The sequence below is a fragment of the Streptomyces sp. NPDC047042 genome (assembly GCF_040644035.1).
Classification (GTDB): domain Bacteria; phylum Actinomycetota; class Actinomycetes; order Streptomycetales; family Streptomycetaceae; genus Streptomyces.
The window spans coordinates 1-16,836 of sequence record NZ_JBEYVP010000016.1 but is presented as its reverse complement, the minus strand read 5'-3'; the positions used below and the strand labels follow the sequence as shown (position 1 = coordinate 16,836).

Annotated in this window: 16 protein-coding genes; all 16 read right to left on the bottom strand. The window is 70.0% G+C overall.

The window, feature by feature from the left end:
* Window positions 1-52 precede the first annotated feature (52 nt).
* The 16 genes from ABZ855_RS19820 to ABZ855_RS19745 all read right to left on the bottom strand — a co-directional run bounded on the left by ABZ855_RS19820 (window position 53) and on the right by ABZ855_RS19745 (window position 16,561).
* Window positions 53-1,222 carry a pentapeptide repeat-containing protein gene (locus ABZ855_RS19820; RefSeq protein WP_360808467.1) on the bottom strand — a complete coding sequence of 390 codons (1,170 nt, stop codon included), beginning with the start codon at window positions 1,220-1,222 and terminating at the stop codon, window positions 53-55.
* 211 nt (window positions 1,223-1,433) lie between these two features.
* Complete coding sequence (locus ABZ855_RS19815) at window positions 1,434-3,674, bottom strand: hypothetical protein (protein ID WP_360808466.1); 2,241 nt, start codon at window positions 3,672-3,674, stop codon at window positions 1,434-1,436.
* A 223-nt stretch (window positions 3,675-3,897) separates the two neighbouring features.
* The gene (locus ABZ855_RS19810; RefSeq protein WP_360808464.1) at window positions 3,898-5,268 is read right to left on the bottom strand and encodes a DUF317 domain-containing protein; all 1,371 of its coding nucleotides are present in this window, start codon (window positions 5,266-5,268) and stop codon (window positions 3,898-3,900) included.
* A 54-nt stretch (window positions 5,269-5,322) separates the two neighbouring features.
* Window positions 5,323-6,453, bottom strand: coding sequence for a DnaB-like helicase N-terminal domain-containing protein (locus ABZ855_RS19805; RefSeq protein ID WP_360808462.1), 1,131 nt, complete (start codon window positions 6,451-6,453; stop codon window positions 5,323-5,325).
* Window positions 6,453-7,727 carry a DNA cytosine methyltransferase gene (locus tag ABZ855_RS19800; RefSeq protein ID WP_360808460.1) on the bottom strand — a complete coding sequence of 425 codons (1,275 nt, stop codon included), beginning with the start codon at window positions 7,725-7,727 and terminating at the stop codon, window positions 6,453-6,455. The genes ABZ855_RS19805 and ABZ855_RS19800 overlap by 1 nt, the downstream gene beginning before the upstream one ends.
* The gene (locus tag ABZ855_RS19795) at window positions 7,724-8,596 is read right to left on the bottom strand and encodes a hypothetical protein (RefSeq protein WP_360808458.1); all 873 of its coding nucleotides are present in this window, start codon (window positions 8,594-8,596) and stop codon (window positions 7,724-7,726) included. The genes ABZ855_RS19800 and ABZ855_RS19795 overlap by 4 nt, the downstream gene beginning before the upstream one ends.
* Window positions 8,597-8,619: 23 nt before the next feature.
* Entirely contained in the window at window positions 8,620-9,585 is a 966-nt protein-coding gene (locus tag ABZ855_RS19790; protein WP_360808456.1) for an alpha/beta hydrolase, read from the bottom strand.
* A 347-nt stretch (window positions 9,586-9,932) separates the two neighbouring features.
* Window positions 9,933-10,532: a hypothetical protein gene (locus ABZ855_RS19785; RefSeq protein WP_360808454.1), complete on the bottom strand. Its 600-nt coding sequence runs from the start codon at window positions 10,530-10,532 to the stop codon at window positions 9,933-9,935.
* Window positions 10,533-10,838: 306 nt separating this feature from the next.
* Window positions 10,839-11,045 (bottom strand): hypothetical protein, encoded by a 207-nt coding sequence (locus tag ABZ855_RS19780; RefSeq protein WP_360808452.1) that lies wholly within the window; start codon window positions 11,043-11,045, stop codon window positions 10,839-10,841.
* Window positions 11,042-11,890 (bottom strand): hypothetical protein, encoded by an 849-nt coding sequence (locus tag ABZ855_RS19775; RefSeq protein WP_360808450.1) that lies wholly within the window; start codon window positions 11,888-11,890, stop codon window positions 11,042-11,044. The genes ABZ855_RS19780 and ABZ855_RS19775 overlap by 4 nt, the downstream gene beginning before the upstream one ends.
* 26 nt (window positions 11,891-11,916) lie before the next feature.
* Window positions 11,917-12,606 (bottom strand): hypothetical protein, encoded by a 690-nt coding sequence (locus ABZ855_RS19770; protein WP_360808448.1) that lies wholly within the window; start codon window positions 12,604-12,606, stop codon window positions 11,917-11,919.
* 65 nt (window positions 12,607-12,671) lie between these two features.
* The gene (locus ABZ855_RS19765; RefSeq protein WP_360808446.1) at window positions 12,672-13,181 is read right to left on the bottom strand and encodes a hypothetical protein; all 510 of its coding nucleotides are present in this window, start codon (window positions 13,179-13,181) and stop codon (window positions 12,672-12,674) included.
* A gap of 5 nt (window positions 13,182-13,186) precedes the next feature.
* A complete protein-coding gene (locus ABZ855_RS19760) occupies window positions 13,187-13,582 on the bottom strand; it encodes an XF1762 family protein (RefSeq protein ID WP_360808758.1) in 396 nt (131 codons plus the stop codon).
* A 59-nt stretch (window positions 13,583-13,641) separates the two neighbouring features.
* Window positions 13,642-15,435 carry a TraM recognition domain-containing protein gene (locus tag ABZ855_RS19755; RefSeq protein ID WP_360808444.1) on the bottom strand — a complete coding sequence of 598 codons (1,794 nt, stop codon included), beginning with the start codon at window positions 15,433-15,435 and terminating at the stop codon, window positions 13,642-13,644.
* Window positions 15,436-15,473: 38 nt separating this feature from the next.
* On the bottom strand, window positions 15,474-16,253 hold the full coding sequence (locus tag ABZ855_RS19750) for a DUF317 domain-containing protein (protein WP_360808442.1): 780 nt from the start codon (window positions 16,251-16,253) through the stop codon (window positions 15,474-15,476).
* Between the two features lie 2 nt (window positions 16,254-16,255).
* Window positions 16,256-16,561, bottom strand: coding sequence for a hypothetical protein (locus tag ABZ855_RS19745; protein ID WP_360808440.1), 306 nt, complete (start codon window positions 16,559-16,561; stop codon window positions 16,256-16,258).
* Between the last annotated feature and the right edge of the window lie 275 nt (window positions 16,562-16,836).

The following is a 16,836-nucleotide window of genomic DNA, read 5'->3' as shown; positions in this document are numbered from 1 at the left end:
GAACCCTCTAGGCGTCCGAGCTCTCTACGAGGCCGAGCGGCAGCTCCGTGCTTCAATGGTCCTCGTGACCCAGGGTGCGACGAGGGATGGATTCGATCTCCGAGCGAAGATTCAGCACCTGTAGAATGGCGGCCGGGAGTTCGGTACCGGGAGCGACAGCGGCTGGGGCGAATTGCTCGGGTGTCAACCCTGCGGCGTTCCTGAACACGGTGGTCCCGAGAATCGTGGCGTCCTCAAACCGGGCTTCGTGCATGCTCACGTCGGAAAACAGCACATCTACAATTGACGCTCCGCTCAGATCTGCTTGTTTCATCGAGGCTTCGTCTATGCGCGTCTCGTCCATCTGCGTGCTCCGGAGACTCGTCTTCTCCAGCGATAGGTTGTGGAACCTTGCGCCCGCGAGCGAGGCTCCGTCAAAGGTCACCCTCGACAGGTTGCACGTCGCCAGAGTTGCCTCCTCAAGAACCGCCCCGTTCAGCCGCGCCGATTTGAGGTTGCAGTCGACGAATGTCGCTTTGCGTAGGTCGGCCTCTGAGAGATCGAAGCCCTGCAGTCGGCCACCTTCGATGTGTACCTCGTGGAGAGTCACGTTGCGCAGATCAACGCGGTGAGCCTCGGGTCGGTCCGGGCGACGGCAGAGGACCTCGAAGGCCGCTACTCCGTCTCGGGTCGGTGGATTCGAGACAGTGAGGGTGCCGTGCTCGCCGTCAACCTCAACGATGTGGGTGTCGTCCTGGCGCTCACAGTGGTTGCGCACAAACGATGCAAGAACCTCGACTACCGTCCAATGGTCCTTCTCGGAGTCCTTCATGATCCGTTCGAGGGCGTAGATGCCGCCGAGTCGTTCTGTTTCGTTGTCGGAGCCGAGCAGCTTGATTGCCTCCACATACCGCTCCGTGACCTGGCCTTCACGCGTGAGTTCGGCCTGTTCCCGGTCCTTATCGCGCGTGTGCTGAAGGTTCAGATGGGTGTACATCAAGCCGAGGCCCGCCACTAGGGCAGCGCCGAGGGCAACGAGCATCGTTCGGAGCCCCGTGATCACGACACCGTCGGCCGGCTGCAGGTCCCTCTCCCGGATGTGAGAACCGTCGAGCCACCACGGCCCCTTCCAGAGCAGGAGGGCGTAGCCGATCAGCCCGAGGAGGACGGCTACACCAATTGCAAGGCGACGTACTCGAGTTCGGACCCGCAGCTTCCACATACGCCTCAACTGAGTGATCACCTACCCACTGTGCCCGGGGTGGGCGGTGTCAGTGGCCCCTCCGTGGACATCAGAGCGAAACTTGAGGTGACCACGTGGGGCACGGATCACTCGCCGTTCGGCCTCGTAGGGGGCTCGGACGCCGAGAGGGATCAGCACTTGACTTCGCCGTATCCGCTTAGCCAGCGGAGGGGCTGTGCGGGGGCGTCTGACGCGTCCGCGCCGCACGTGGTCACTCGGGGTGGCCCTGCTGGTCCGGCGGCGGATCAGGCAGTGGCCAGTACGCCGTGTCCCGCTTGCCGTCCAGCGCTTCGAGTAGGACGTCCTCGGAAAGCTGCAGGGCCGGGGCGCAGCGCAGGAGCTGGGAGGGTGTGACGGGAGTACCGTCGAGCCAGGCAGTGACCAGGGGCTCGGGGAGGATGGCTTCCTCGGCGAGCTGAGCACCGCTCATGCCGAGGTGGCGGTTGCGGTGGCGCAGCAGGCCGGCTGCGGTGAGATCGCGTGCGAGCTCGCGCAGGCGAGCGGGCAGCACGTCGTAGAGCTGGGGGTCCAGGGGCGGGGCGGGCGGGCCGCCTCGAAGGCGGTCCATGGCGGTGTGCCCGTGGTTGGCCAGGATGTACTTGGCGCAGTCCTCAAGGAGGGCGACGGCCCACTGGCGTGCCTCGCGGTCCGTACGGTCGGCGCTCAGGCGCCAGGTGCGCGTGTATCCCTGAAGGCAGAAGTCGGGGTCGACGAGCAGCAGCCCCGTCTTGACGGCGCTGGCGCGGGGGTTGAGCGGCCAGATGTGGAAGGGCACCACGGTGTCGGTGTCGAAGAGGAGGGTGAGCAGACGGTCCAGGCTTGCGGCCATCGCGATGGCGCACGGCTCGTCGAAGAAGCGGCGCTGGGCCAGGCCGGTGAAGTGCTCGAACTCGTCGCGGAGCCCGTCGGGCAGCACGGTGGACGTGTCCGCCTCGGCGGATGGAAGGGGAGCTTCGGCCAGGGCCGGGGTGCTGTCGAAGAAGATGTCGGGATCCGCGTCGGCGAGGCGTGCGCGGTCCTGATCGGTCAGGGGGCGAGGAGCGCGGGGGCGGATGTTGCCGAAGGGCGCGAACCAGGCGCGGGGGCGCAGGTCTCCGGTGCCAGCTTGCTGGCTTGCCGGGTGGTCGGGGTCGGCGGCGATGGTGGCGAGGGCCTGGTCGTAGTGGAACAGGACGTCTTCGTCCTGCAGAAAGGCTTCCCGCCAGTGGTCGAAGGTGCGGTGGCGGACGGTGAACCGGTCGCCGGTCGGCAGGCCCACGGTCTGGGCGTATCCGTCGTTGTCGTCGAGGTACTCCAGGACCGCCTGGGCCTCGGACAGGATCAGGTGGAACGCGAGTTCCTCGGCGGTGCAGGTGGGCAGTGGGGCACGTCCGGAGCGCAGGTCATCGGCCAGGTTCTGCACTGCGCGCACCATGGCCAGGCGCCAGGCGGCGGACTGGCCGTCGCACAGCGGCGGCAGTTGGAGGAGGAAGGACTCCTCCAGCTCCCAGGCATCGTCCTCGTCGTCGGGGCGTGCGAAGACGCGGTCGCCGTGGGCGAGCAGGTCATGCCAGCCCCGCTCGGCCACCATCTCGGCGGCCACCGTCAGCAGCCTGGCTGCCAGCGGAGTCAGGATGTCCGCCATCGTTCGCAGCCGGGGGCGCAGCACATCGCTGTCTGCCGCTTGCCAGGGGTCGAAGTCGTCGCCCAGCCCCAGGAGATGCACGGCCCGGTCGGTGCTGGGCAGACCCGATGGTGATGGGCTCTGATCGGGCGTGTCAGCCCAGTCCGGGTGGCCTCGCTCGACGTCCCGAGGGCGGGTGATGCTGTAGGGGGAGAACCAGTAGGCGGGGGCGTCGTCCCAGCCGCCGTCGGGCTCCGCAACCGCGCCAGCCCCATCGGCACCGTCCGCATCTTTCTCGGTGGAGGCTGGCGGCGTGGCCTCGGGGATGGTGTTTTTCGCGTCCTCGATGACGAACGCCAAGGCTTCCTCTTCGAAGTACGGGGTCCGGTAGGAGGATTCGTTCGTGCCCGAGGGGACGGGCACGCCGAGCGCAGTCAGTTCCTCGTCGTTGGCGGCGCACATGCGGGGCGCTGCGTCCAGCATGACCGTGAGTGCCCAGCTCTCGGCCTGGCAGCGCGGTAGCGGGGCCTGCCCGGCCGCGAGGTCGTCGGCCAGGTCCCAGAAGGCGTGCGCCACATCCCGGCGGAAGGTGTGGCCCTGGTCGTCGCACGTCTCGGGCAGCAGGTTCAGCACCGTGGCGGCGGCGTCTTTCTCGCCGCGGTCGAAGGGACGGTCTGAGTAGTGCGCGGCGTCGCGGTAGGCGCAGACGGCCAGCATTCGGCCGGCCGCCATCAGCAGTCCGGCCTCGAACGGCCGCAGGTACTCGTCGAGATCGCCGTGGGGCAGCTCGTCGAAGAACTCGGCCTCTTCGGTGTAAGCGCCGAAGGGGTCGTCTGTCGTGCCGGCCATCTCTCGCCCGTCCTGCCGTCCGCCCTGAGTAGCACGGACAGTCTTGCAGGACAGCAGCATGGGAGTACCGGTACGGCGGCAGTCCACCCGTACGGGACGGAGCCCCTTGGGTTGATCATCAGCGTTGGAGTTTCACGCGTTTCCGTCTGGCTGAAACGGCGGTTAGAAGGGACCCGCTGCACAGCCTTGTGAGCTGCAGAAACACCCGTTCGGTCAAGCCCCGTCAACGGGATCGGCTGGGCTGTGCCGTGGTGGCTGTCGGAGGTGGCACCGTGGGGGTGGTGGTGAGGTGCACGGTGGGCTTGACCGGGGTGTGCGTCCGGATTCCGGTGCCATGGGCGAGGTTCTCGGCGAGGTCGGCCAGCAGCGCGGCGGGTGTGTAAGGGGAGGCCGTGATGGTCCAGGTGGGCTGGTCGATGGTGGGGCCGGCCCAGATGGTCCAGGTGGCGAGGGGGCTGTTCGGTTGCTGGGCGGCGAAGGCGTCGAACTGGACACCGGCATCCTGGGAGGCGTTCGTCCAGCGGAGCCAGCGTCCGTCCGCGGAGTGTTTCCATCCGGCGCCAGCGAGGGGTTTCGTGGCGGCGGTGACAGTCTTCTCGTCCACGGGGCTCCCCAGGGCGGTGTCCCATCCGTCACCGTCGGCGAGGTGGTTCAGCAGAGTCTGGAGCATGGGGGCGGGGGCAGTGCCCGTGGCCGTCAGGTGCCACATGCGGTCCGACACCGGCGTCTCGTAGGCGGCCACGGTCCAGGCGGTCTCGCGGGGGTGGGCTTCGTGGACCCGCTCGATGCGCAGAGTCTGCGATTCGTGGATCGCGTGGGTGGTCGCGTCTGACCAGGTGCGCCACTTCTCCCATTCGCCGTGTGTGTTGAGGAAGGTGTCGAGGAGGGCGTCGTGGTCGCCGGCATCGGCCAGGTAGGCCGCAACGGTCTCCGGCTCCGGGCGGGTCGGTTCGGGCTTGGCTGCGGTGGGGGCGAGCGGGGTGCGGGCTTCGGCGGCGGCGCGTTCGGTGTCGGTCAGGGGTGCTGGGCCGGGGCGCATGTCGGCGCGGTGGACCTTCTCGAAGGCGAGCATGGCCCCAGCGGGTGAGTCGAAGGTGTCGGCGACTTGCCGCAGGTGGTTCTCGCCGTGGAGGTAGACGGACTTGCCGTTGCGGCCGAGGTAGGTGCCGACCGCGACAGTGGTGTGGCCGTCGTGGGCGTGCGCGTGGATGAGGAGTTGGCCGTGGCGGATGTCGTCGTGGATCTTCTGCGCCTCGTTGGAGACCTCTCGGATTTCGCTGCGGGTGCACCAGGGCATCGGGTAGTTCGCCCAGGTCCATTCTTCGTCCATGGCCTCCTGGAGCCGAGGGGTGATGTCGACGGTGATGCCTTCGGCGGTCAGGTGCTTGGCTGCGTCCTGGGCCCAGTAGGGCTCCTCGTGGTCGATGCGGACCAGGACCAGGACGTTGTCGGCGACGACGGTCCAGTCGGCGGCCTCCAGGCCCAGGTGGGCGATGTGGGCCTGGGTGCCGGTCAGGATGGCGGTCACGGCGCTGGGATGGGTGGGGTGGGTGTCGAGGTGGACGTGGGCGTCGATGGGGAGTGTGGTGGTCACGTTGAGGTGGTCGTCTCTTCTGCCGGTGGCCGGGCCACCGGCGTATGCGGGGTGCTATCGGGTTGCTCGTGCGGCGCGGGTGATGTGGGCGGCCGTGGTGGTTGGCGGGCCGGCGCGGGTGGTGGGCGCGGGTCGCGGTCGTGACAGCGGGACCGTTGCGGTGGCGTGCTGCCAGCGGGTGCGGACGGCGCCGATGTCGGCGAGGGATCGGCGGGCGCCGGCAACGAGTTGGAACGGTGTGTTCGCCGGGTCGCCGGCGTACGCCTCGATGCGTCGGCCGGTGTGATCGGCGGTGGCCAGGAGGGAGCGCTGCAGGGCGCGCTCGCCCCAGTACTCCACGGAACCGGCCGGTTCGGCCAGCAGGCGGAGCACCTCGCCCGGTTCGCTTCCGTCGTTGAGCAGGCCGCGCTGTTGGGCCTCCCACAGGACGGTGACGGGGTCGACGGGCTCGCGGCGGCGGGCCAGGGCGGTCAGGCAATGCCACAGGCCGGCGTGCAAGGGCAGGGTGAGGTCGTCGGGGAGCAGCCACCCGACGGACTCGATATCGGATGGGTGGGCCGTGGCGGTCGCGAGCAGCAGCCGCTCCTCCTCGACTGCCTCGGTGTAGTTGGGCGGGATGGCTGGCGGCGGTGTGGGGGTGCGGGGCAGGACGCCGGCGCGCGGTGGGAACCGGCTCGCGATGTCGTCCACGACCGCGGCGAGCGCGTCGGCCTCGGCGAGCACCGCCTGGACGGGGTGTGGGTGTGAGGCATCGTGGACGGTCTGGACGAGGCGTTCGGCTGCCTTCTGCAGGCGGCGGCGGGCGTGTTCGGCCTCGACCATCCGCGCGTAGGCCGGTGCGTGGCGGGGCCAGGGGCAGACCTGGATGAGGGTGTGCAGGTAGGAGGCGGTCAGTCCGCGCGCCTGCTCGCGCCCCGCGGCGAGCACCTGGTCGAGCCACTTGGTGTTCTTGGCGTGCTCGGCCGGGTCGGGCGGGGGCAGGGTGCTGATCGCTGCGTACAGGGCGGAGTGCGCGGCGGTGGAGAACGAGGTGCCGGCGATGCCGGTCACGTCGGCGAGACGGTGGGGATCGAGGAGGAGGGCGCCGAGGAGGGCCTGCTCGACGTAGTGCACGGGCGGCGGCGGATGCGTGTCGGGCAGGTCGTCGAGGTCGCCGTCCTCGTCAGGTTGGGGGGTGCGGGGCATCAGGCGGTGAGGGTGAAGTCGTTGGGGTCGAGGGTGACGCCGAGGTGCGGGGCGAGGAGGTGTCCGGCGAGCAACGGCGGTACGGCGTTGCCGATCTGGGAGAACTGCTGGCCCTTGTTGCCGGCCCAGGGGTAGTCGGCGGGGAAGGTCTGCAGGAGGCCGGCCTCGCGGGCGGTGATCCGGATCGGCTCCGGCACTGCCGCCGTGTCCGTGTCGTCCGTCGGTGCGAGGGCCGGTGCGGCGACCCAGGTGCACTCGTTCGCCCGGTGACCGAAGAACAGCGTGCCTGCCGGCTCGGACAGCGGACGGATGGTGGCGTTGGCCTGGTTGTTGCTGCGCAGGGACCAGGACCAGCGGTGCGCCTCGGCGGTGAACGTCGGCGCCGGGGCGGTGGCGGTCCGGTTCTCGCGGGTGCCGTGCCGGGCGGCCCATCCGGCTCCTTCGCGGCGGGACTGCAGGACCACAGCCTCCGATCGCGGCATCCAGGTGCCGCGCTCCCGGGCGTCGGAGAGCGTCTTGCGGGAGCCTGAAGGGAACGGTTCGGGCCCGCCGCCCGGTCCGCCGCCCGCGCAGACGGTAGGGACGGGTCGGTCGGTGGCGCCCCAGCCGAGCGCCTCGGCCATCGACACCCATCGGTCACGGCCCGGCCCGAACAGGCTCTCCGGCTCGGCGGTCTGGGCATGCGTGGGTGGTGGGGGCTGGGCGGTGCGGACGCGGGAGGCGAGAAGGATTGCCCGCCGCCTGGTTTGCGGTACGCCGAAGTTGGCGGCGTTGAGGATCCCGTACCAGACCGAGAACCCCCATCCGCGCAGCACGGAGGCGTACTGCTTCCACAGCGGCAGGACGTCCGGCACTTCTTCCATGGCGACCCAGTCGGGCTCGCCGACGGTGTTGAGGGCGTGGAGGTAGCGCATGGGCTCGGCGGCCAGCAGCGAGCGTTCGTCCCGGCAGGCGGTCAGCAGCTTCTCGCGAGTGTCGCGTCCGGCGGCGAGGTCCGCCACTGCCTGGTGCACGAGCGGCTGGTCCACCAGGCCGAGGCGCTTGCCGGCCATCGACCATGCCTGGCAGGGCGGGCTCGCGATGAGCCCGGCGGTCTTGCCGAGGAAGGGCCAGACGGGATACAGCGCCACGTCGGTGCGAATGGTCAACTGCCCTGCCGCCGCACGGGTCTTGCAAGCCCACTCATCCCATTCGAGGCCCACGTCCCGTGCGCCGAGGACGTTAAGCGAGTGGCTCCATCCGCCCGGTCCCGCAAACAGGTCCAGGATGGTCAAGAGGCCAGCCCGAAGTCGTCCTGTGCCGACTCGACTTCACCGCGGCAGGCCCACGGAGAACAGCCGTCGGTGACTCCTTGCTCCAGCTCCTCCAGGTCCGGTCCGCTGTCGGTGAGTTCCTGCTGCATCGCCGCCCATTCAGCGGCGGTGACATGATCGATGGGGGCCTCGCTGAGAGGCACGCGGGAGCGGTGGAGAAACGCCTCGCCAAGCAGCCGGTTGCCGGTGGCGTTCGCGCGGGCATTTCCCTTTCGGATGGCCGCGTCGAACTCCACCACGTCCTCCCATTCCCCCGGAGAGTTGTCGCGGATGTTGCGCCACTGGGCGTTTCCGTGGAAAGGGCAACCCAAGCAGCTCGATTTCGGAGTGTCGGCCAGGCCAAGCGACGTCAGATAGCGGACGCAGTCGGACCGTGACCAGCCCATATCTATGAGCGGGTGCCGGTTGCGCATGTACTTGACGTCGGCGTCCTTGGCCCGGTGGAATTCGTCGGTGGAGATTCCGACCCACTGCTCGACGAAGACGCCCTTGGGGATGCGTGTGGGATAGGGGTAGCCGAGTAGTTCGCGGACCTTTTTCTTGATCGGCTTAATTTTATATTCCCCGGTACATTGCCGCCTGGTCATCCCCGGATTTCCGTCCTTGTTCAGGATGTAGAGCGGCATCGACGCAAACCTGTGGTCGGGGTCCAGGGCATCGTTGCGTATGTTTCCGGACGATACGCGGAGAACGGGTATGCCTGCGGGTCTGGCTATTTCTCGCTCCAGCCGGTCGAGATGGGAATAAACGGCTCTCGGTTCCCAGCCCGTGTCGGCGAAAATTGCGTAGTCGACCTTCGGGAGTATGCCTTGTGCGGAGAGGGCGAGCATGGCGCTGGACTGGATACCGGCGCCTAGTGAAATTGCCCGGAAGGCAGGGAGTTCGGAAATGATCGGTCCTGGGGGTGAGGAGGGTGGTGGGGGCTCGGTTCTGCGGCGAGGCGGGCGATGCGGTCGCTGATGAGCGCGGGGTGGCGGATGGGCAGCGCGTGCGTGGTGCGGGGGAGGATCTCCAGGCGGACGGCAGGGAGTTGGGCGGCCAGTTGCTTGGTGTGGGCGGCGGGGATGTGCCGGTCGTCCGCGCCGGCCATCAGCAGCAGCCGGTCGCCGAACTGGTTGAGCACGGTGGCGTCGCGCGGCTGGTAGCGGCGCAGGCACTGCCACAGGTCGGCGAGATCGCGGGTGTGGGTGTGGCGGATGCCGTGGCGGCACCGCGGTGGCCCGTCGGCCGGCCGGTCGGGGTGGGGCGCGAGGCTGTAGGGGTGTGTGGTGGGCAGCCGGTGCCGCAGGAAGTCCACCGTGCGGGGCGCCCGGGTGCAGGTCAGGGCGGCGAGGCTGCGTCCGGCGGCCAGGAGCCAGGCGCGCGGGTCGCGTCCTGGCAGCACGGTCGCACCGCGTGCGGTGGCCGACAGCAGCACCATGCCCCGGATGCGGGCCTGGTGTTGGGGGTGCAGGGCGGCGAGTTCCTGCAAGACGAGGGCGCCCAGGGAATGGCCGGCGAGCACGAGCGGCCCGGCGGGGACGACGTGGGTCAGGATCTGGTGCAGGTCGTCGGCGAGCTGCCGGATCGTCAGCGGTGCCTGGCCGCGCGGGGTGTGACCGTGCGCGCGCTGGTCGTAGCGCACGACGGTCAGGCCCAGACTGGTCAGGTGCCGGGCGTGGACGCGCCACAGGTCCGCGGTGACGGATGCGCCGTGCACCAGCACGACCGTCGCGCCGCCGGGACGCGGGCGCGCAGGGGTGTCGCGGTAGGCGGACAGGCGAGTGCCGTCCGCGGCGGAGACCGACAACACCTCGGTGGCAGAAGGCGGGTTGCGCACAGGTAGGACTTCCAAAGGGGGGATCAGTAGGGGGGCAGCCGTTCGCCGTCCGGGCCGGGTTGGTGGAACTGGCCGTTCGGCAACTCACTGCGCTTGCCGCCGTACTGGGGGCGGGCGGATATCGGGGAGGTGACCCCCAACGGCCGGGCGGGAGAGTCAGCGGCGTGATCGTGTGGGGCTGGCAAGGCGCAGGTGCGCCGGTGTTCGGGCCACGGGTACAGCGCTGACCGTGACCGGGCGGCGGCGCGGGCAGCTTGCGTTCGGAGGCCGGCCGCCGCAGAGCGAATGGTCAAAAGGGCAGGCGGCGCTTGCGCATGGTGCAGTGCTCCGGGGGAAGCGGGTGGTGGTCAGCGGCTGCGCCGCTGGACCTGTGTGGTGGGCGGCGGTGCGGGGGCGGCACCGGGGCGGGATGGTGCCGGTGGGATGTCCTGCGGGGTCGCGATGCCGAGGCCGATGTGCACGCTGTTGCCGTCGGCGTAGAGGTGGGCCTCGGCGCGGACAACGGCACTGAGCGCGTCGCGTTCACCGAGTCCGGGTGGCAGTGCGTACTGTTGCTTCTCCCCCGCTGATATGAAGCCGTGCTGGGCGAGAATGGCGTCGGCCTGGCCCGTGGCCGCGGTCGCGGTGACCGCGTGGTCGGTGAAGCGGATGGTCACGTCGGGCTCGCGTGACGGGGGTGCGCCGTCCTGGCGGGTGGTCCAGGAGAGGTCGACGAGGTCGTGGGTATGGGCCAGGAGCCCGTACATCGCGATTCCAGCGCGCTCGTGCGCGTCCTGCGCGGTGCTCGGTGGCAGCAGGTAGAGCGTGCGGCCGAGGTGTTCGCGGGTGAGGAATCCGGCATCGGTCAGCAGCCGGTCGGTGTCGCGGATGCGGCGGTTGAGGACGACGAAGGTGTGCCCGTCGTCGGTGGACCCGATGAACACATCGGGGATGTCCAGAAGAGACAAGGTGGTCCAGGGGTTTTCGGTGGGCGGTATGCCGGGCGGCGGGTGGCGGGGTGATGACCCGATACGGCTTCCTGTGCCCTTAGCTCCGTACTTCGCGGGCGAGCGGGGACGGATTGCCTGGGAACGCAGGGTGTTCAGCGGCGGGGTGCGCAGCGTGGTGTGGGCTTCACGTCCGGGGGATTGCGCGGCGGCCCGGCCCTGGCCGCCGATCAGCTGAGGCAGAGTCTGGGTGACGGTGACGATGGCCTTGATCGCGGTCTACCGAGTGAACTGCGCCTTCCAGAACGGCTCGTGGTGGGCGACTGGTCACCGCTGCCCTCTGGTGCGGCGGGAGGTGAAGCTCACGAACAGGGTGCCCTCGGGGCTGCTGACAGTCCGGTCACGCTCGTGCTCGTTCGGCCAGCCGAAGAGGCGGATCAGCGGGTGGATTGCGTTGGCGAGCGGGTCGGTCCCGGCGCCCGCCAGATGGCGAGGGAAGACCAGGACGCGATCCTGGGGCGCGAAGTGCGTCACCGGCGCGCTCTCTGCACCGCAGGAGTCCTGGGGACGGCTTTCGCGGGGGTAGTCGCAGTGGCTGCGGGGCGCGGCTTGGCCAGGGCCTGCCGCCCGTGCTCGGTGACGGTGATCTTCTGCCCGTGGACCAGGGAGGTGCTGGTGTCCCAGTCGATGAGCCCGCGCTTGTTCAGGGCCCGGAAGGTGGCGATCGAGATGCGGGTGCCGTCGTCGGCGGTGACACGGGTCACGCCCAGCCCCCGCTGCGAACTCTCATACAGCCGCCCTCCGCCGAGGGCGAGTGCCTTGAGGGCGTCGTACTGGGCGCTGGTCAGCGGAGGGCCGGCAGATCGCTGCGCGGTAGCCGCTCCCTCCCGTGTGGCGGCGAGGTCGCGGGTGATGCCGGTGGCGACGTAGTGGCACCCGGTCGCACTCAGGTCGAGCTGGTGGGCGGCGTCAGCGAGGTGGCCGGTCATCTTCGGGATGGCCTCGGCGTGGCGAGCGGTGCGCACCGACGCGTCGTCTGCCGGATAGCCGGGGAACGGCGCCCCTTCATAGGGGTTGGCGTGCAGCGCGCTGGCGAGGTCGTTGCCGGCCAGGGAGGAGGCGACCACGACCGAGGCCAGGCACTCCAGGCTGGCGCGGCTGTCGGCGACGCTGGTGTACGTGCTGGAGTCGAGCGCGCCCAGGCGGACGAGGACGGTGGCCGTCAGGTCCTGGGTCATGAGCAGGAGCGGGCTGATCTGGCGCAGCGCGTCGGTGCCGGGGGTGTAGGAGACGTCCCGAACGCGAGCGTGCAGGGCCTCGAAGTCGCGCGCCAAAGTGCGGAGTTGTTGTGCGTGTTCTGCCAGGTCGAGCAGGGGCATGGGGTGGTGTGGCTCCGGAGGGTCGGTCAGTGGCTTCGGGTGGCCGTCGTCGCGGCGGTGGGGGCGGGCGAGGGTGTCGTGCCAGGTGGCCTGGCGGTGGTCGGGCGGCTGATGGCAGCGGCCAGGGCGGTGGTGCCGGCGGCGGTGAGACGGACTCGGTCTTGAAGCGGTCCGCCCGTGTAGGCGGAGGTCGCGGAGTTCGGGACGCGCTCGGCCAGAGCGTTCGCCTCCAGCGCCCGCAGTGTGCCGATGAGTACGCGCTCGTCGCGGTAGTGGACGTACTGCCGTCCCAGGGAGCGGGTGGCCACGACGTGCCCGCAGGCGATCTCCCAGAGGGCGGTGCGCTGCGTGGCGGTCAGCTGGTGGTCTGGAGCATCGGTGGTGCTCCAGCGTCGGCGTCGGATTTCGTGGGCGATGCTGTCGGCGCAGCTCATGGCGGCTTCGGGGGCCAGGGCGGTCAGGGTGCGCGCCATGGGAAGACGGTGGTCCGTGGAGGCGCTGCTCAGGAATGCGAGCTGCTGGAGACGGACCACAGCGTCCGACAACTCGTAACTTTCGTAGAGGCGTTCGTCGGTGACTGCTTTGATGGCGGTGCGGGTCGCGGAGGCGAGTCGCTGGGCAGAGGCGACGTGGGCGTCGGGTTCGGATTGCGATCCGGCTCGCAGGAGGCGGTCGAGCGTGTCGTTGTGTTGCACGTACTGGTCTGCGAGCAGCATGAGCCGTTCAACCGGCGTCGGTGGCGGGGCCACTTCAAAGAGAAGGCCATCGGCGGGCGGTGCCGTCATGCGCGGCGCCGGATAGCCGGGGCGGGCAACGGGGCTGGGGTGGGTGCGCTCGCAGCAGCGGGGGTCCGCGGCACCTCCAGCGCGGCACGGGCTGCTGCCAGGGCCCGCCTGGCGTCGTCGAGGTGGATCCGCAGGCGGCTGTGGTGGTCCAGCGAGTCGAGCTGTTGCTGGAGCGTGTCCTGCGCCGTGGTGGTGAGGGTGATGAGCGGGGCGAGGGCCTGGGTGTAGTGGGCGATGGCCCGCCCGACGTGGCCGGCGCTCGCGCCGAGGATCTCGGCGGGCGGGAGATTGGCGATGTTCGGGGCCAGTTGGTATTCGACGTCGTCGGCCATGACGGCGGCGAGGTGGCACAGCAGGCCGATGTGCCGCGCGGCGTTGAACAGGCCGGTGCCGTCCACGGTGATGTGGTGGTCGCGGATGTCCGCGGTCACGGCGTCTACGGCCTGGCGCGGGGACATCTCGTCGAGGTCGGCGGGTTCGTAAGTGTGCAGGGCGTCTCCAGGCATGTGGTTCAGGGGGCTTGCCACACGAAGCGGGCGATGTGGTCGGTGCCGTGGCCGGCGGCCCGAGGCCGGGAGGGGGTGTGCCATCCGGCCCGGGGCGGGCGGCCGGCGATCAGGCCCCATCCCGCGCCGCGCAGGGACGCGCCGCTCACGCCCGCCTGGGCAAAGGTGATCAGGCGCTGGTAACCGTGGGCTTTCGCCGCGCGCCACGATGCTCCGTACCGCACCGAGTTGGCGTTGCGTGCGCCGTCGCTGGCGGTCCGGGTGACTTCGAGGATGGTGCCGTCATCAAGGTGGCGGGCAACCGGCCGGCCGACGATAGCCACGGCGCGCAGCGTGCCGGTCTCCTCGCGGCGCCGACGGCGAAGATCTGACCTGCGGGCGGCGGGTGATGGCGGTGCCAGGCGCGCACGAAGTCCATCGCCTCACGTGAGCACCGGCACCAGGTGCAGCCGGGCGGCGTTCACACGGCCTTCCCGAAGTCGGACTGCGTCGGCGCGTGCTTCGCCACGGCGCGGGCGGTGATCGCCTTGGACGCGCGGGCCGACGCTGCGGACAGCTCCTCCGCTCCGGGCTCCAGGTACCACGGGCGCAGGTCCAGCATGGCGGCCCGCATACCGGTGGCGAAGCAGAGCGCGGTGCCCTTGGGGAGGGCGCGGATGGCGTCGGCGGGCAGGATTCGTTCCTGCCGCATGCTGACCGAGGTCGACTTGCCGGACTCCGAGTGCGAGGTGGAGGTCGTCTCGACGTCGTGGTCGCCGATCAAACGGCTGAGCTTGTCCGCGAAGTCCGGGTCGTCGATCCCGGAGCCGATGACCTTGACGGTTGAGGCGGACCACATGGCGTCCATTCCGGCGTCCGACCACACTTTCTGGCCCTGGCGGTAGGACTGCAGGATCGTGATCGGGATGATGCCGCGCGACCCGAGGTGCGAGTACAGGTCCGGCAAGTCGCTGATTTTGCAGACGTTGGCGGCCTCGTCGAGGATCGCGAGCATGGGCGGGTCGAGGCGCCCGCCGGCGCGTTCGGCCTGTGCGGTTGCGGCACGCATCACCGAGTCCGCGCACGCGGCGATCAGTGCCGAGGCGCCGCCGCCGCCGTCCTTGCTGAGCAGGAAGAGCGTGTCGGTGGAGGTCACGAACGCGGACGGCTTGAACTCGGCGGTGTCCTTCTGCGGGGTGACCCACGCGGCGATCTCGCTGTTCAGCAGCGCGGCGGCGTACTGGCGGGCGGTCTCGTAGATGCCGTCCCTCGTTTCCGGCGGTCCCTCCACCGTGCCCTTGAGCTGGGCGGCGACGGCGGCGAAGCCGTGGTCGCGGAGGATGTCGAGCGGGGTGCGGTCGGCAGGGAAGGCCAGCCACTGCATGACGTCGGTGATCGGCCGCTCGTCGAGGGCCGCGGCCAGGAACAACTGCGCGAGGATGTTGGACCCGGCCTTGGACCAGAAGTCACCCTGCTGGCTCGCGTCCACCGAGGCGGCGAGGAAGTGGCCGGCCAACCGCCCGGCTCCGTCCAGGGTTTTGGCGTCCGCCAAAGGGTTCCACCACATCTCGCGTGCGGCGTGCGCGATCTGCTGCGGGTCCATCGACCACACCTGTCCGACGCGGGCGCGGGCGTCGTAGGTCGCGGTGAAGGCGTCGCCGGCGGCTTTGTTCGAGGTCAGCAGGACCGGGCCGGGCGCGGCGAGAATGGAGGGGATCGCGAGGCTGGTGGTCTTGCCCGAGCGGGGCGCCATGATGGCGACGGCCACGTCCTCGTAGCCCATGCGCACCTCGTGCTTGGTGCCCTGCAGGTTGCCGAGCAGGATGCCGGTGTCGCGGGCCTCGATGTGCTTGGCGTCCTTCAGGCTCGGGCGCAGGGAGCGGGCCTTGTCGGTGATCGCCTTGGCCATCAGCGGCTCGATGTCGCGGGCCTTGGCCATGCCGGCGATCTTTTTCTTCCGGCCGCCGCTGCGGTTCTTGTGCCGGGCCCACAGGACGCCCACCCCCACACCGAGGGCCAGGAGCAGGACAACAGGGACGACGCGGGTACCCATCAGCAGGGACGTCTCTCCCGCTTTGGGCCACAGCTGATCTGGGTGGAGCAGGGCGTTGGTCGGCTGGTAGGGGGCCCAGTCGGCGCCGGTGAGGTAGGTGGTGACGTTGCCGGACAGCCAGGCGAGGTGGGCGAGGGGGACGACGATGGCGAGGACGCCGATCAGGAGGCGCAGGACGAGGTCGTACCCGTCCGTGTTGCTGTTGGAGGAGGAAGGGGGCAAGGGCTACGTGCTTCCGGGCGGGGACGGGGGCGGTGGGATCAGCGGCTGCGGTGGTTCTTGGCCGGCGGCTGTCGCGAGGGGATCGGATTCGTCGGCGAGGTGGCGTGCCGGGCAGCGAGGCAGTGGACGCTTTCTTCCAGCGCCCCGGCCACGTACACGGCGAGCACGTCCGTGGTCCTGCAGCTGACGACGTTCGGGTCGCGGGTCGGGAGACTGCGCCCGCTGTCGATGCGCGGTACGGGCTTCGGATCGGCGAGCGCAGCGGTGAACGCGGCGACCATGTACGCAGGAGTGTGCGCGCCGAAGCGGGCCTGCCACACTGGCCGGTCCGGGCCGAGTGCGGCGGTGAAGAACCAGGCGCCCGGTTCCTCCGCGCTGCCCAGCCGCTGGACGTACGCGGTGCCGTCGGGCGACACGAGGCTGTTGTCCGCGGAGGCGGGCGACCAGCCGATCTGTTGGAGCGGCTCGTACGGGTCGGACGGTGTGCTCGCGGTTGCGGCCGGATCGGTGAGGGCGTCGGTAACGGCGGCGATCAGTTCGACCGGGGTGAGGGCGCCGAAGCTCGCGTACCACGCTGGCCGGTCCGGCTCCGCAGCGTGGTGAAGGGTCCACCACTGGCCGTCGGGTTCGGGCTCCAGGCGCAGGAGGGCTTTCTGGTCGGGGCTGGAGAGCAGGACGCGCGCCATCAGGGGGTCGTTGCCGTGGCTCCAGCCGCAGGCGCGGTGGAGGGGGATGGTGATCCAGGCGGGGTCACCGCCACCGGCCAGGTGGCGCGGGGTGATGAAGTCGACCTCGACGGTCTCGGGAGCCGGGGGCATGGTCACTTGCGTGCCGGGGTTCGCCGGTCGGCCGTGGGAGCCGGCGATGGTGCAGGTGCCAGAGGTGAGGGGGCTTTGCGGGCAGCGGCGTTGATCTCGCGGAGTGTCTTGCCATGGGTGGCCCAGTCGTCGAGGTAGCTCCACGATTCGGCGTGGTACTCGGCGAGGGCGTCGTCGAAGGCCGTAGTGCCGGGCATGGCGGTGGCGGGAAGGGCGTCTCGGGTTTCCAGCCACTGCTCGTGCAGCTGCTCGAGCCGGTCGAGGGCGGCGTGCAGGACACCCAACTGGTAGACCCAGCGGCTCTGCACGCTACCTTCCGGCAGGCAGCCCAGTTGCGTCTCCGCTGTGGCCAGCAGGTGACGGGCCCCGTACCGGAGCGATTCGAACGCCTCGGCGGTGTCGGCGTCGCGCTTGCTCGCGCGCAGGCCATAGGCGTGGTCGTCGTAGGGCCATCCGTCGAGGTCGGTGTGCTCGTCGGAGTAGGCGTCTGTCAGCGCTCACGGAATGTTCCCGTCGGGGTGTGATCCGCTCACGGAATGTTCCCGCGGGCCGCTCGTCGGTTCCCGGTAGTGCGCTCGTGATG

What these genes read in the sequence shown, in the direction of transcription:
- ABZ855_RS19815 (WP_360808466.1), bottom strand. Translation starts at nt 3,674, where the DNA reads ATGGCCGGCACGACAGACGACCCCTTCGGCGCTTACACCGAAGAGGCC.
- ABZ855_RS19805 (WP_360808462.1), bottom strand. Translation starts at nt 6,453, where the DNA reads ATGCCCCGCACCCCCCAACCTGACGAGGACGGCGACCTCGACGACCTG.
- ABZ855_RS19795 (WP_360808458.1), bottom strand. Translation starts at nt 8,596, where the DNA reads ATGCTCGCCCTCTCCGCACAAGGCATACTCCCGAAGGTCGACTACGCA.
- ABZ855_RS19775 (WP_360808450.1), bottom strand. Translation starts at nt 11,890, where the DNA reads ATGCCCCTGCTCGACCTGGCAGAACACGCACAACAACTCCGCACTTTG.
- ABZ855_RS19770 (WP_360808448.1), bottom strand. Translation starts at nt 12,606, where the DNA reads ATGCTGCTCGCAGACCAGTACGTGCAACACAACGACACGCTCGACCGC.
- ABZ855_RS19765 (WP_360808446.1), bottom strand. Translation starts at nt 13,181, where the DNA reads ATGCCTGGAGACGCCCTGCACACTTACGAACCCGCCGACCTCGACGAG.
- ABZ855_RS19750 (WP_360808442.1), bottom strand. Translation starts at nt 16,253, where the DNA reads ATGCCCCCGGCTCCCGAGACCGTCGAGGTCGACTTCATCACCCCGCGC.